Annotated in this window: 11 protein-coding genes, 1 pseudogene and 1 riboswitch; of the genes and pseudogenes, 7 read left to right on the forward strand and 5 right to left on the reverse strand. The window is 62.3% G+C overall.

What is annotated here, in order from left to right; genetic code table 11:
- Positions 1-10: 10 nt before the first annotated feature.
- Positions 11-412 carry an acyl-CoA thioesterase gene (locus ACF8GF_RS04335; RefSeq protein WP_176683078.1) on the reverse strand — a complete coding sequence of 134 codons (402 nt, stop codon included), beginning with the start codon at positions 410-412 and terminating at the stop codon, positions 11-13.
- A gap of 178 nt (positions 413-590) precedes the next feature.
- A riboswitch (S-adenosyl-L-homocysteine riboswitch) is annotated at positions 591-687 on the forward strand.
- A 20-nt stretch (positions 688-707) separates the two neighbouring features.
- Between ACF8GF_RS04335 and ahcY the strand changes: the two genes are divergently transcribed.
- The 5 genes from ahcY to ACF8GF_RS04360 all read left to right on the forward strand — a co-directional run bounded on the left by ahcY (position 708) and on the right by ACF8GF_RS04360 (position 7,333).
- On the forward strand, positions 708-2,117 hold the full coding sequence (gene ahcY / locus ACF8GF_RS04340) for an adenosylhomocysteinase (RefSeq protein ID WP_021783768.1): 1,410 nt from the start codon (positions 708-710) through the stop codon (positions 2,115-2,117).
- A gap of 145 nt (positions 2,118-2,262) precedes the next feature.
- Entirely contained in the window at positions 2,263-3,108 is an 846-nt protein-coding gene (gene metF, locus ACF8GF_RS04345; protein ID WP_176683076.1) for a methylenetetrahydrofolate reductase [NAD(P)H], read from the forward strand.
- Between the two features lie 93 nt (positions 3,109-3,201).
- On the forward strand, positions 3,202-4,278 hold the full coding sequence (locus ACF8GF_RS04350; RefSeq protein WP_176683075.1) for a hypothetical protein: 1,077 nt from the start codon (positions 3,202-3,204) through the stop codon (positions 4,276-4,278).
- Between the two features lie 167 nt (positions 4,279-4,445).
- Positions 4,446-5,234 carry an ABC transporter substrate-binding protein gene (locus ACF8GF_RS04355; protein WP_176683074.1) on the forward strand — a complete coding sequence of 263 codons (789 nt, stop codon included), beginning with the start codon at positions 4,446-4,448 and terminating at the stop codon, positions 5,232-5,234.
- Positions 5,235-5,452: 218 nt separating this feature from the next.
- Positions 5,453-7,333, forward strand: coding sequence for a DEAD/DEAH box helicase (locus tag ACF8GF_RS04360; protein WP_176683073.1), 1,881 nt, complete (start codon positions 5,453-5,455; stop codon positions 7,331-7,333).
- A 140-nt stretch (positions 7,334-7,473) separates the two neighbouring features.
- Here ACF8GF_RS04360 and ACF8GF_RS04365 read toward each other — a convergent pair whose 3' ends face one another.
- From ACF8GF_RS04365 to ACF8GF_RS04375, 3 genes and pseudogenes are all read right to left on the reverse strand, one after another.
- Positions 7,474-8,052 (reverse strand): YceI family protein, encoded by a 579-nt coding sequence (locus ACF8GF_RS04365; protein ID WP_003249350.1) that lies wholly within the window; start codon positions 8,050-8,052, stop codon positions 7,474-7,476.
- Between the two features lie 32 nt (positions 8,053-8,084).
- The gene (locus ACF8GF_RS04370; RefSeq protein ID WP_176683072.1) at positions 8,085-8,636 is read right to left on the reverse strand and encodes a cytochrome b; all 552 of its coding nucleotides are present in this window, start codon (positions 8,634-8,636) and stop codon (positions 8,085-8,087) included.
- A 208-nt stretch (positions 8,637-8,844) separates the two neighbouring features.
- Positions 8,845-10,476: pseudogene (locus ACF8GF_RS04375) on the reverse strand (flavin monoamine oxidase family protein); the annotation flags it as partial.
- Between the two features lie 371 nt (positions 10,477-10,847).
- Between ACF8GF_RS04375 and ACF8GF_RS04380 the strand changes: the two are divergent.
- Entirely contained in the window at positions 10,848-12,254 is a 1,407-nt protein-coding gene (locus ACF8GF_RS04380; RefSeq protein ID WP_176683071.1) for an adenosylmethionine--8-amino-7-oxononanoate transaminase, read from the forward strand.
- A 148-nt stretch (positions 12,255-12,402) separates the two neighbouring features.
- Positions 12,403-13,122 carry a 16S rRNA (uracil(1498)-N(3))-methyltransferase gene (locus ACF8GF_RS04385; protein ID WP_019436737.1) on the forward strand — a complete coding sequence of 240 codons (720 nt, stop codon included), beginning with the start codon at positions 12,403-12,405 and terminating at the stop codon, positions 13,120-13,122.
- On the opposite strand, the gene ACF8GF_RS04390 is transcribed toward ACF8GF_RS04385, so the two are convergent.
- A complete protein-coding gene (locus ACF8GF_RS04390; RefSeq protein ID WP_019436736.1) occupies positions 13,123-13,740 on the reverse strand; it encodes a hemolysin III family protein in 618 nt (205 codons plus the stop codon).
- Between the last annotated feature and the right edge of the window lie 133 nt (positions 13,741-13,873).

The following is a 13,873-nucleotide window of genomic DNA, read 5'->3' on the forward strand; positions in this document are numbered from 1 at the left end:
CAACCAGGAACTATTCGACTGCCGAATCCGGGAACTGGTCCTGCACGTACTTGATCTCGGTGCGCCCATGGGCTGCCGGCAAGCCATCCTCACCCAGATTGACGAACACCATCTTGTCGACAGTCAGAATGCTCTTGCGGGTGATCTTGTTACGCACTTCGCACTTGAGGGTGATCGAGGTGCGGCCGAACTCGATGGCTGTAATGCCCAGCTCGATGATGTCGCCCTGGCGCGAAGCACTGACGAAGTTGATTTCCGACATGTACTTGGTCACCACACGCTGGTTGCCCAGCTGGACGATGGCGTAGATCGCCGCCTCTTCATCGATCCAACGCAACAGGCTGCCACCGAACAGGGTGCCATTGGGGTTGAGGTCTTCGGGTTTAACCCACTTGCGGGTGTGAAAGTTCATCTGTACTCCTGACCTGCTTGGCTAACGTGTAGCAATGATGGCAGAGCGGCTGCCTTCGCTCCATTGAACATCGACTATCGTCGCGATTAATCGACGGAAAACCTTGGGCAAGCCGACGGGGGCAGCTATAATCTGCGCCGTTTTACATGGTTGCCCACAGCGGTGCCATGCCCGCCACCTGTCCGAGGGGCGCTGCAGCAGGCTAGGCCTGTCAGGCTCGGATGGGGCGTTGCTCGCTCCCGCGAGCGCTTAACGCACAACGGCGCCCATTCGCACATTACGAATGGAGGCTCTCATGAGCGCTGCAAACATGCCTGCTGGTTTTACCGATTACAAAGTCGCCGACATCTCCCTGGCCGCCTGGGGCCGTCGCGAAACCATCATTGCCGAATCGGAAATGCCTGCGCTGATGGGCCTGCGTCGCAAGTACCTGGCCGAGCAACCGCTCAAGGGTGCAAAGATCCTGGGCTGCATCCACATGACCATCCAGACCGCCGTGCTGATCGAAACCCTGGTTGCCCTGGGTGCCGAAGTGCGCTGGTCGTCCTGCAACATCTTCTCGACTCAAGACCAGGCCGCCGCCTCGATCGCCGCCGCCGGTATCCCGGTGTTCGCCTGGAAAGGTGAAACCGAAGAAGAGTACGAGTGGTGCCTGGAGCAGACCATCCTGAAAGATGGCCAGCCATGGGACGCCAACATGATCCTCGACGACGGTGGTGACCTGACCGAACTGCTGCACAAGAAGTACCCGCAGGTACTGGACCGCGTGCACGGCGTGACCGAAGAGACCACCACCGGCGTGCACCGCCTGCTGGACATGCTGGCCAAGGGCGAGCTGAAAGTCCCGGCGATCAACGTCAACGACTCGGTCACCAAGAGCAAGAACGACAACAAGTACGGCTGCCGTCACAGCCTGAACGACGCCATCAAGCGTGGTACCGACCACCTGCTGTCGGGCAAGCAGGCCCTGGTGATCGGCTACGGTGACGTGGGCAAGGGCTCGGCCCAGTCCCTGCGCCAGGAAGGCATGATCGTCAAGGTCTCCGAAATTGACCCGATCTGCGCCATGCAAGCCTGCATGGACGGCTTCGAGCTGGTCTCGCCGTTCATCGACGGTATCAACGACGGCACCGAAGCCAGCATCGACAAGGCCCTGCTGGGCAAGATCGACCTGATCGTGACCACCACCGGTAACGTCAACGTCTGCGACGCCAACATGCTCAAGGCCCTGAAAAAGCGTGCCGTAGTCTGCAACATCGGCCACTTCGACAACGAAATCGACACCGCCTTCATGCGCAAGAACTGGGCCTGGGAAGAGGTCAAGCCGCAGGTTCACAAGATCCACCGTACCGGCGCTGGCAGCTTCGACCCGCAAAACGACGACTACCTGATCCTGCTGGCCGAAGGCCGCCTGGTCAACCTGGGCAACGCCACTGGCCACCCAAGCCGCATCATGGACGGTTCGTTCGCCAACCAGGTTCTGGCACAGATCTTCCTGTTCGAGCAGAAGTTCGCTGACCTGCCGGCCGAAAAGAAAGCCGAGCGCCTGACCGTTGAAGTGCTGCCGAAGAAACTCGACGAAGAAGTGGCCCTGGAAATGGTCCGCGGCTTCGGCGGCGTGGTCACCCAGCTGACCAAGCAGCAAGCCGACTACATCGGCGTGACCGTCGAAGGCCCGTTCAAGCCGCACGCCTACCGCTACTAAGCGGCAAGCAAAGGCGGTCCGCGCCATTGCCACTTGCAGCTCCGGAAACACAGATCTTGAACGACGCCCAAGCCAGACCGGCCATCACCGATCTGGCTTTTACTTGCAGCTTGCCGCAAGACGCTTGTTGCCAGAGGAACGCCTGATGTCACAAGAACGCCGCTACAGTTTCGAGTTCTTCCCGACCAAGACCGACGCCGGTCACGAAAAGCTGATGGGCGTTGCCCGCCAGCTGGCCACCTATAACCCGGACTTCTTCTCCTGCACCTACGGTGCCGGTGGCTCGACCCGCGACCGCACGCTCAATACCGTGCTGCAGTTGGAAAGCGAAGTGAAGATCCCTGCCGCGCCGCACCTGTCGTGCGTGGGCGATACCAAGGCCGAATTGCGCGCCCTGCTGGCCGAGTACAAGGCCGCCGGCATCAAACGCATCGTCGCTCTGCGTGGCGACCTGCCGTCGGGCATGGGCATGGCCAGTGGTGAACTGCGCTACGCCAGTGAGCTGGTCGAATTCATCCGCCAGGAAACCGCTGACCACTTCTACCTGGAAGTCGCTGCCTACCCGGAAATGCACCCGCAGGCGCGCAACTTCGAGGCCGACCTGGCCAACTTTGTGCACAAGGTCAAGGCCGGTGCCGACAGCGCCATCACCCAGTACTTCTTCAACGCCGACAGCTACTTCTACTTCGTCGAGCGCGCACAGAAGCTGGGCGTGGACATTCCGGTGGTACCGGGCATCATGCCGATCACCAACTACAGCAAGCTGGCCCGCTTCTCCGATGCCTGTGGCGCCGAGATCCCGCGCTGGATCCGCAAGCAGCTGGAGGCCTATGCCGACGACACCGCCAGCATCCAGGCCTTCGGCGAAGAAGTGATTACCCGCATGTGCGAACAGCTGTTGCAAGGCGGCGCACCGGGCCTGCACTTCTATACCTTGAACCAGGCCGAACCGAGCCTGGCGATCTGGAACAACCTGAAGCTGCCGCGCTGAAATCTTTTGGCAAAGTCTGCTTAAGAAATGCTTAAGGCTTTGGTCATAGACTAAAGCCTTATTCATTTTCGGGTTAAACAGGTCTTGCCTGCCATGCAGCGTCCCCAACCTTCGCGCCCACAGCTTGTATATCTGGCTTTCGGCCCGGCAACCTACCATCAGGAAGCCTGCTTCAGCATCGTCAGCGCCCTCGCCCAGTTGGGCAGTGCAGCCGGCGAGGCCATGGACATCCAGGTCTACACCGACAATGCGCAGCCCTACGCCAAGCTGCCCGTCACCGTCCACCTGCTGGACGAGGCCACGCGCCAGGCATGGAACGCCCCGCACGGTTATCACTTTCGCAGCAAGCATGTGCTGTTGCGCCGGGTACTGCAGGAACACCCACTGGCAGTGCTGATCGACACAGACACCTTTTTCCGCACTTCGCCGCTGCATCTGTTCGCCCGTGTGGCGCCCAACCGCCTGCTGTGCAACGCCATCGGCGCGCGCTACGGCGCTGACCAGAAGTGCCTGTTGTACAAGAACCTGCTGGCCATTCTCGAGTCCCGGGGACTGGCCGACTGCCAGATGCCGCTCGTCAACTCCGGCGTTATCGGCCTCACTGCCGAGGACTGCGGCACCCTCGACCGCTCCATCGCCATGATGGACGAATTCTACCCCTTGGCGCGTGAGGCCTATACCCTTGAGGAGTTCTGCCTGGCAGTGGCGGCCTACCGCAACCTGGAGCTGGCCGAGTGCACCGATGTCATCCATCACTACTGGAGCCGCAAGGCGCAGTTCCGCGCCAAGATCCAGGCCTGGCTGCGCAAGCACGACCACGACCCACTCAGCCCCTCGGCCCTGGCGGACGTTGCGCGGGTCAACGACCAACTGCCGCGGCCACCAACCCTGCACCGTCTGGGTTACAAGGCGCTGAGCCTGACCCTGCCCAGCCACGAGCGCCAGTTTGCCCGCGAATTGCTCTATGGCTGCTACCCCTACCCCAATGAGTTCGACCGCGCCTGCGCGTCCGCCTGGTGGGACAAGGCTCTGGAAAACCTCTACGACCGCCATGGCTACATGGAGCCCGAGCGGCTGCGTCAGTGCCTGCGCCATCCAGGGTTGCGGCTATCGCTGGGCGAGCGGCGCAAGGATATCGAGGCGCATCTGCTGCGAACCACTCAATCCTGATGTGCCCGCAAAATTCATTGTCTTGCGCGGTTGTGGGAGCGGGCGTGCCCGCGAAGAGCGCAACCCGATAGTTGGCACCGGCTTCGCCGGTGTTCGTGGGCACGCCCGCTCCCGCATCGATCGTGCATGCCTTTACCGTACACCGGCCGAACGCGTAATCTCCGGCCATGCCACATATCGCCCGTCTGTTCTGGATCCTGCTGCTCGCCAGCCTGAGCCCGTTGGCTCTGGGCGAGCGACTGCGTCTGGTGACCGATGACTGGGCGCCCTACGTGTATCAGCATGAAGGCCAGCCACGCGGTATCGACTACGAGGTTACCACTCAGGTCTTCAAGCGCCTGGGGGTCGAGGTGGAATGGCAGTTCCTGCCGTGGAAGCGCTGCCTGGCGATGGTCGAGCAAGGTTTGGCCGACGGTATCCTCGACATCTTCATGATCGAGTCGCGCCAGCCCTACCTGGTATATGCCCCCGAGCCCATGTCAGAGGTCGAATTCGTCTTGTTTCAGGCTCATGCACGTCGTCATGCGGTCACCCAGCTGAAAGACCTTTCTGGCCTTACCGTCGGCACATCGCCCGGCTATACCTATGGCACCGCGTTCAGCGAGGCCTCTTACTTCAAGCGCGAAGCCGCGCCTACCCTCGAAGCCAACTTCGGCAAGCTGATGCTGGGCCGCATCGATCTGGCGATCACCGATCGCAGGGTTGGCCATTACCTGCTTCACCAACTTGGCTTGCAGCGGCAAGTCGAAGAGTTGCCGCTGGTAGTAAGCCATCAGTCACAGTACCTGGGTTTAGTGCGCAAACCCGGCCGGGAGGCACTGGCTCTGGCCTTTGCCGAAGAGCTGCAGCGGTTCAAGCAGGAACCGGCCTATGCAGCGATCAGCAACCGCTACACAAGCGACACCGGAAACATTCTCAACGCCGTTGAGCAGCAGGAAAGCAGCACAGCGCGATAGCTCTGTTATACTCGGGCCTTCCCGCCCGGCTCACGCCCGGACGCTCGGCCTCGCAACAGGCATCCCGATCGGCACCGACGCTCCTTTGCGTCCAGCCTCCGTTTCCCGGATGTGCAGTGAAAGCCCAGCTGGACCGGACGCGATCGCATTCCACCGATGCCCGTCGCGCCAGGCAGAACATCCCAACGGGCCCAGCCCACACGAGAACAGGATCGCCCATGTCCTTTGCTTCCCTCGGTCTCTCCGAGGCTCTTGTCCGCGCTATCGAGGCTGCGGGCTACACCCAGCCGACCCCCGTGCAACAGCGGGCAATTCCCGCCGTGTTGCAAGGCCGCGACCTGATGGTTGCCGCACAGACAGGTACGGGTAAAACCGGCGGCTTCGCCCTGCCGATTCTCGAGCGCCTGTTCCCGGCCGGCCATCCCGACAAATCACAGCGCCACGGCCCGCGCCAGCCTCGCGTTCTGGTCCTGACACCGACCCGCGAACTGGCAGCCCAGGTCCATGACAGTTTCAAGGTCTATGCCCGTGACCTGCCACTGGTCAGCGCCTGCATCTTCGGCGGCGTTGGCATGAACCCGCAGATCCAGGCCATTGCCAAAGGCGTTGATGTGCTGGTCGCCTGCCCAGGCCGCCTGCTCGACCTCGCCGGCCAAGGCAAGGTCGACCTGGCCCACGTGGAAATCCTGGTACTGGATGAAGCCGATCGCATGCTCGACATGGGCTTCATCCACGACGTCAAGAAGGTCCTCGCCCGCCTGCCGGCCAAGCGCCAGAACCTGCTCTTCTCGGCCACCTTCTCCAAGGACATCACCGACCTCGCCGACAAGCTCCTGCACAACCCGGAGCGTATCGAGGTCACCCCGCCGAACACCACCGTCGAGCGTATCGAGCAGCGGGTATATCGCCTGCCTGCCAGCCACAAGCGTGCCTTGCTGGCGCACCTGATCACCCTGGGCGCCTGGGAACAGGTGTTGGTGTTCACCCGAACCAAGCATGGCGCCAACCGCCTGGCCGAGTACCTGGAAAAGCAAGGCCTGACCGCCGCCGCGATCCACGGCAACAAGAGCCAGAACGCCCGCACCAAGGCGCTGGCCGACTTCAAGGCCAACAGCGTGCGCGTACTGGTCGCCACCGACATCGCTGCCCGCGGCCTGGACATCGACCAGTTGCCCCATGTTGTCAACTTCGAGCTGCCGAATGTCGAGGAAGACTACGTCCACCGCATCGGCCGTACCGGCCGTGCCGGTCGTTCGGGCGAAGCTATTTCCCTGGTCGCGCCAGATGAAGAGAAGCTGCTCAAGAGCATCGAGCGGGTGACCAAGCAGCGCATCGCGGATGGCGACCTGATGGGCTTCGACGCCAGCCAGGTAGAAGCCGAGAAGCCCGAAGCACGCGAGCGCCCGCAGAATAACGGCCGCGGTGGCCGCAACCAGCAAGCCCGTGGCGAAGGTGGTAAAGACACCAACGGCGGCCGCAAGGACAAAGGCAAGGACAAAGGCAAAGCCAGGCAGCAAGCTGCGGCCAAGCCGGACGACAAGGAAAAGAGCGGCGACAAGCAGCAACCGCGCAAGCCGCGTGACAAGAAACCACGCCCGCAGCAGGCCAGCAATAACAGCGTGCCGAAGCCGCCGGCAGACCGCGACCCGGAAGAGTTCCTGGACGACGAACTCGATAACTTCGGTAACCGCGCCGACTATGTCAGCCCTTACCAGGGCAAGAACCAGGGCCGCAACCGCCGCCCGGGGGGTACTGGCCAAGGTCAGGGGCAAGGCAATGGCCAACGCAGCAACGCTGGCGGCCAGGGCCAAGCCCGCAATGGCGGCCAGCCACGCAGTGGTGGCGGAGAAAAACGCCCGCCCCGCGCCAACAACGGTGGCGGTACCCGTCGTGATGGCGGCGGTGGCCGTGGTCGCCCTGCGCGTGACGATGCTGCCCGGCAAGAGCCGGCCTTGCGCAACCCGCGTCAGCCGGAAAAACAGCCAGTGATCATTCGCAAGGAGTCCAAGCTGGACCGCTTCCCGACGCCTGAGCAACTGGATGACCTGCCAAGCCGCCCACGTGGTGAGCGCCCGGCGCTGCTGACCCGCAAGGGCTGATGGAAATGCCGAGGGGGCTGCTTCGCAGCCCTATCGCGACACAAGGCCGCTCCTGCAGAGATCAAGAAATTCTCTACAGGAGCGGCCTTGTGTCGCGATAGGGCCGCAAAGCGGCCCCCTCGGTCTTCAGCTGGCAGAAATTACTTCTGCTTCACACCTTCAACACTGATATCCAGGTCCAGGGTCTGCGAAGTGGCACCTGGGCCTTTGATGCCGAAGTCGTTCAGGTTCAGCGTGGTGGTGGCGTTGAAGCCAGCGCGTTCACCACCCCATGGGTCCTTGCCTTCACCGTTGAAGGTAGCCTTGAACGTCACCGGCTTGGTGACACCGTGCATGGTCAGGTCGCCAGTCACGTCAGCCGTCTTGTCGCCAGTCGACTTGACGCTGGTGGAGACGAATTTGGCGTCTGGGTACTTCTTCACGTCGAGGAAGTCGGCGCTGGCGATGTGCTTGTCACGCTCGGCGTGGTTCGACCACAGGCTGGCGGTTTTCAAGTCGACGCTAATCTTGCTGGCTTCAGGCTTGGCGCTGTCCCAGCTGAAATTGCCGTCGAAATCCTTGAAGGTACCGTGGATGAAGCTGTAGCCCAGGTGGCTGATTTTCCAGTCAACGAACGCGTGCTGGCCTTCCTTGTCAATCTTGTACTCGGCAGCCATGGCCTGGCCAGCAGAGAGCAGAGCGGTACCGAGCGCCAGAGCGGCAAAAGTCTTTTTCAACATCCTGTTCCTTCCTGTGTAATTGAGGTTGAGAGTCAAGCTTTGCGGCCCAGCATGCGAATCAGGGTCGCGTCACGGTCGATGAAATGGTGCTTGAGCGCGGCAAGGGCATGCAGCACGGCGAAAATCACCAAGCCCCAGGCCAGCCACAAATGAACCACACCCGCCACATCTGCCTGGTCGGGCAGGTCGCTGATCAGTGCCGGCACTTCGAACAGGCCAAACACCGGAATGCCGACCCCGTCGGCAGTGGAAATCAGGTAACCGGCAACCATCACCGCAAACAGCCCAAAGTACAGGACCAGGTGACCCAACTTGGCCGCCAGGCGAGTGAGTGCACCATGATTGACCGGAGCCGGTGGTGGCGGGCTGATGAAACGCCAGAGCATTCGCAGCAGCATCACCGCCAGCAGCACCAGGCCGATACTCTTGTGCAGGTCCGGGCCGGCCTTGCGCCAGGGGCTGTAGTAGTCGAGGCCGACCATCCACAGGCCCAGGCCAAACAGGCCGAAGACTGCCAGCGCCACACCCCAGTGCAGGATGATGCTGACCACGCCATAGCGAGAAGGTGAATTGCGCAGTTGCATGTTGCGTGTTTCCCCGTGAAAGCTGTGCACAGACTAACGCGAAACGTATCGAAGAAAAGCGGAAAAAATTGCTTCGGATTATCGAGGAATCCGATATTTATTCTGTTGGCTCACCATTAAGAAAACATTAACGATAGTCGGAGCGCTGGGGTTGCAGTGCCGGCCTTCAGGCTGCAAACAGGCCGACACTGTCGAACAGTCAGCCAGCCTTGGCCTGGGTATTGGCTGCAGCCTTCACCTCGGGCGTGTCCGCCCCACCAAACACGCGCTTGAAGAAGCCTGGCTTGTCCTGCTTCGCCTCCTCGGACGGCTTCGGCTCAGCTTTGACCGGCGCCTTGTCAGCCTTGTCGCCCTTGTCGGACGAACCGCCGAACATATTGGAGAAGAACCCTCCTTTGCTCTCCTTGGCGGCCGCCGCACCTGCCGTCGCCGCAACCGGCGCCGTCTTGGCCGGGTCGAACGACTTGCCGGCCAACAGGTCCTGTACCTGGCTGGCCGCACGCTGGCCACTGCGCAGGGCGCCTTCCAAAGTGCCAGGGTACAGGGCATCGGTGTGCTCACCGGCAAAGGCAATGCGCTGCACCGGGCGCTCCCAAAGGCGCCAGTACTTGCTGATCTGCCCCGGGCCGTAGGCCAGGTAGGCACCACCTGTGCCCACGTCAGCACTGTATCGTTTGACCTCATAACCGGTGAAAGCACCACGGGCCTGGGGGTAGAACGCATGCAGACGGATCAGCACCTGGTCGACCATCTGCTTGTCACCAAAGGCCTGCAGCAGACGAGCGTTGTCGCCGGACAGGTTGATCACCACGTTGGCCCCCCCCTTGAGCGCCGGCTCGACCCACAGCATGCCGAGGCCGGCGTTACTGAAGATTTCGCCCGACATGCGCGCACGGCTTTCCCATACGGGTTTCTTGAACTTGAGCATGATCTGGTCGCGCCAACCATAGTTGGTGCCCTTGAGCGCCGCCAGGTGCTGGCTGTCCAGGCCAGGGGTCATCTGGATCCTGGCCAGCGCGCGCAAAGGCACGGCCATGACCAGATAATCTGCCTTGTAGCCGACGCTGCCGACTTTTACCGTAACACCATCCTTGTCCTGGACAATCGCGGTAACCGGCGATCTGGTCTTGATGGTTTTCAGTTGCTTGACGAAAGCCTGAGCCAGCACCGGGCTGCCACCGGGCAGCCGCGCGGCGCGCAGGTCGCGGTCGCTGACGCCGCGGTACACGCGGTTCTGCTGGGCGAAGTACAGCAGCGACAGGCGCGACGGTTCATCGTAGCGGGTACGGATTTGCTGGTTGATCAACTGACGGGCGGTGGCCGGCAGTTGCAGCTTGTTCAGCCAGGTGGAGACGTTGATCTGGTCCAGGGCGAACAGCGTGCTGGTTGCCTGCGGGTTCAGCGGGTCATCGATCGAGCGGGCCAGGTCATCGAGGGTTTTCTCGTAACGCTTGAGCGCCTCGGCAGTGGCCGGTTGCTTGGTGGCCAGGTCGCTGGCGCTGAAGTACTCGCCGTCGATCAGGTAACCCGGGGTACGCACAAACTCCGGCGCCGGCAGTGTTTCAAGCTTGAAACGGTTGAGGTACTGGTTAAGCACCGGCTGTGCCTTGGCGTTGCCGATCCACTCGCTGGTGGCCAGGCCCGAACGCCCGCCCATGCCCGCCTTGGCCTCCAGCAGGGTTACCTGCCAGCCTTTGTTCTGCAGCTCGTAGGCTGCCGTCAGGCCTGCCAGGCCTCCCCCCACGACAATCGCCGTGGGGGTCTTGTCTTTCGCCAGCGCAGCGCCGCTGGACACACCAATCAATATCAACGCGCACAGACGCACCCAAGCAGCAGCCATGTCGGCGAACTCCGAGTCAGAGGTTACAGAAACGGGGAGAGGCAGGAATGCCCCGGGTAGATGCGTTAAGAATACGTCAGGTCCGACCACCCTGCCAGCGCAGTGACATCAAGTCCTTTTGGCAGCTCACATTTTTGTCAGTCGCTAGGCCACACAGTGGCAGGGGAGCTCTGCATGATCTTGGTGACTTTGCACAGCCTCAGGCCTGAGCCTCCGCTCCGGCAACACATCCTGGAGGGCTTTGTTCCATGCAAGGCAGCAAGCTCGAATGGACCGGCACCCACCCCATTGAACGGCAGCGGTTGTCCTGCCCTGCGGCATTGCTTAGGCTTACGCGGTCGAACCACGCCGCAAAGCCAGGAGAAGTGCCCATGGGCCTCAATGATCAGTGGATGCAACGCGACCTCAAGGTCCTGTGGCACCCCTGCACCCAGATGAAAGACCACGAGCAGCTGCCGCTGATCCCGATCAAGCGCGGCGAAGGCGTGTGGCTGGAAGACTTCGAGGGCAAACGCTACCTGGATGCGGTGAGCAGCTGGTGGGTCAACGTGTTCGGCCATGCCAACCCGCGCATCAACCAGCGCATCAAGGACCAGGTCGACCAGCTCGAACACGTGATCCTGGCCGGCTTCAGTCATCAGCCCGTGATCGAGCTGTCCGAGCGCCTGGTCGCCATGACCCCGGCCGGCCTCGACCGGGTGTTCTATGCCGACAATGGCTCGTCGTGCATCGAAGTGGCGCTGAAGATGAGCTTCCACTACTGGCAGAACATCGGCAAACCGGACAAGAAGCGCTTCGTCACCCTGACCAACAGCTACCACGGCGAAACCATTGCCGCCATGTCGGTGGGTGATGTGCCGCTGTTCACCGAAACCTACAAGGCACTGCTGCTCGACACCCTCAAGGTGCCAAGCCCTGACTGTTACCTGCGCCCCGAGGGCATGAGCTGGGAAGAGCACTCGCGCAACATGTTCCAGGCCATGGAGCAGACCCTGGCCGAACACCATGCCTCGATCAGCGCCGTGATCGTCGAGCCACTGATACAGGGTGCCGGTGGCATGCGCATGTACCACCCGGTGTACCTCAAGCTGTTGCGCGAAGCCTGCGACCGCTACGACGTGCACCTGATCCACGACGAAATCGCCGTAGGCTTCGGCCGCACCGGTACGATGTTCGCCTGCGAGCAAGCCGGCATCCGCCCGGACTTCCTGTGCCTGTCCAAGGCCCTGACTGGCGGCTACCTGCCGCTGGCCGCCTGCCTGACCACCGACAAGGTGTACCAGGCGTTCTACGACGATTACCCGACACTGCGCGCATTCCTGCACTCGCACAGCTACACCGGCAACCCGCTGGCGTGCGCTGCGGCGCTGGCAACCCTGGATATCTTCGAGCAGGACAATGTGATCGAGGCCAACAAAGCGTTGGCCAAGCGCATGGCCACAGCCACTGCACACCTGGCCGATCATGCTCACGTTGCAGAAATTCGCCAGACCGGCATGGCCCTGGCCATCGAAATGGTTCAGGACAAGGCAGGCAAGGTTGCCTATCCCTGGCAGGAGCGCCGTGGCCTGAAGGTGTTCGAGCACGCCCTGACCCGCGGCGCTCTGCTGCGACCGCTGGGCAGCGTGGTGTACTTCCTGCCGCCGTACGTGATCACCCCCGAGCAGATCGACTTCCTTGGCGAAGTGGCCAGCGAAGGCATCGATATCGCCACCCGCGACAGCGTCAGTGTCGCAGTGCCGGCCAACTTCCACCCCGATTTCCGCGACCCGGGCTAGGCCCGGCAATTCGCCACACCACTTTTCCTGTGGGAGCGGGCGAGCCCGCGAACAAGGGCGAAGCCCTTGCCAGGCACCGCGGCGCCTGATTCGCGGGCACGCCCGCTCCCACAGGGGATCTGCGTCTCTCTATTTACCGAGCAAACCCATGAGACTGTCCCGCTTCTTCATCGACGCCCCCCTGAGCCTTGGCGAGCACGACCTGCCCGAGGCCCAGGCCCATTACATTGGCCGCGTGCTGCGCATGGCACCCGGCGACGCCGTGCAGCTGTTCGATGGCAGCGGCCAGGAATACCGCGGTCAGTTGCTCGAGGTGGGCAAGAAAACTGTCCGCGTCAGCCTTGACCAGGCCTTTGCCGGCCAGGCCGATTCACCGCTGCATGTGCACCTGGGCCAGGGCCTTTCCCGTGGCGAGCGCATGGACTGGGCGATCCAGAAGGCCACCGAGCTTGGTGCCAACGAAATCACCCCGATCGTCAGCGAGCGCTGCGAAGTGCGCCTGAAAGACGAGCGCGCCGACAAGCGCCTGGCCCACTGGCGCCAAGTGGCGATCAGCGCCTGTGAACAATGCGGGCGTTCTACCTTGCCCGTCATCCATCCACCCGTGACCCTGGCCGAATGGTTGAGCAGCACCAAGGCTGACCTGAAGCTGGTCCTGCACCCGGTGGCCGAGCCGCTCACCAGCCATGAAAAGCCCGCCACCCTGGCCTTCGTGATCGGCCCTGAAGGCGGCCTTAGCGAGGCCGAAGTGGAGCAGGCCAAAGCCGCCGGCTTCCACGCAGCCCGCCTTGGCCCACGCGTGCTGCGCACCGAGACCGCGCCAGTGGTGGCGCTGTCGGTGGCACAGCAGTTGTGGGGCGATTTTTAATTAGCGTACGTAGAGCGACACCGCCACGAAGTGCATCAGACTGCCAGCGATCACGAACAGGTGCCAGATGCCATGCCAGTGACGGAAGCGGCTGTCGAAGGCGAAGAAGATGATGCCGACGGTGTAGAACACGCCGCCGGCAGCCAGCCAGGCGAAGCCGGCAGTGCCCAGCGAGTTCAGCAGTGGCTTGACGGCCACCAGCACGATCCAGCCCATTACCGCGTAGATGATGATCGACAGGATCCGCGCCTCGGAGCGCGGCTTGATCTCTTGCAACATGCCGATGATCGCCAGCCCCCAGACCACGCCGAACAGGCTCCATCCCCATGGGCCGCGCAGGCTGACCAGGCAAAAAGGCGTGTAGCTGCCGGCAATCAGCAGATAGATCGACAGGTGGTCGAGCTTGCGCATGATCACTTTCGCCCGCCCACGGGTGCTGTGGTACAGGGTGGAGATGCTGTACAGCAACAGCAGCGTGCCGCCGTAGATGGAGAAGCTGACGATCTTCCACGGGTCGCCTTGCAGGCCCGCAACCACGATCAGCCAGATGGCACCAATAGCAGCGAGGACGGCACCGACCAGGTGGGTCCAGGCGTTGAAGCGTTCACCGTAATACATGCAAACACAGACCTCCTGAGGTGGGCTGGGTTCCTGATGTGATGTTGATGGCTTCGTTCTTTGTGGGAGCGGCCTTGTGTCGCGAAAGGGGCGCGAAGCGGCCCCAGGCTTTCATTGCCACGGCATGAACCGC

This window comes from Pseudomonas sp. yb_5 (assembly GCF_043103865.1).
Taxonomy (GTDB): domain Bacteria; phylum Pseudomonadota; class Gammaproteobacteria; order Pseudomonadales; family Pseudomonadaceae; genus Aquipseudomonas; species Aquipseudomonas putida_Y.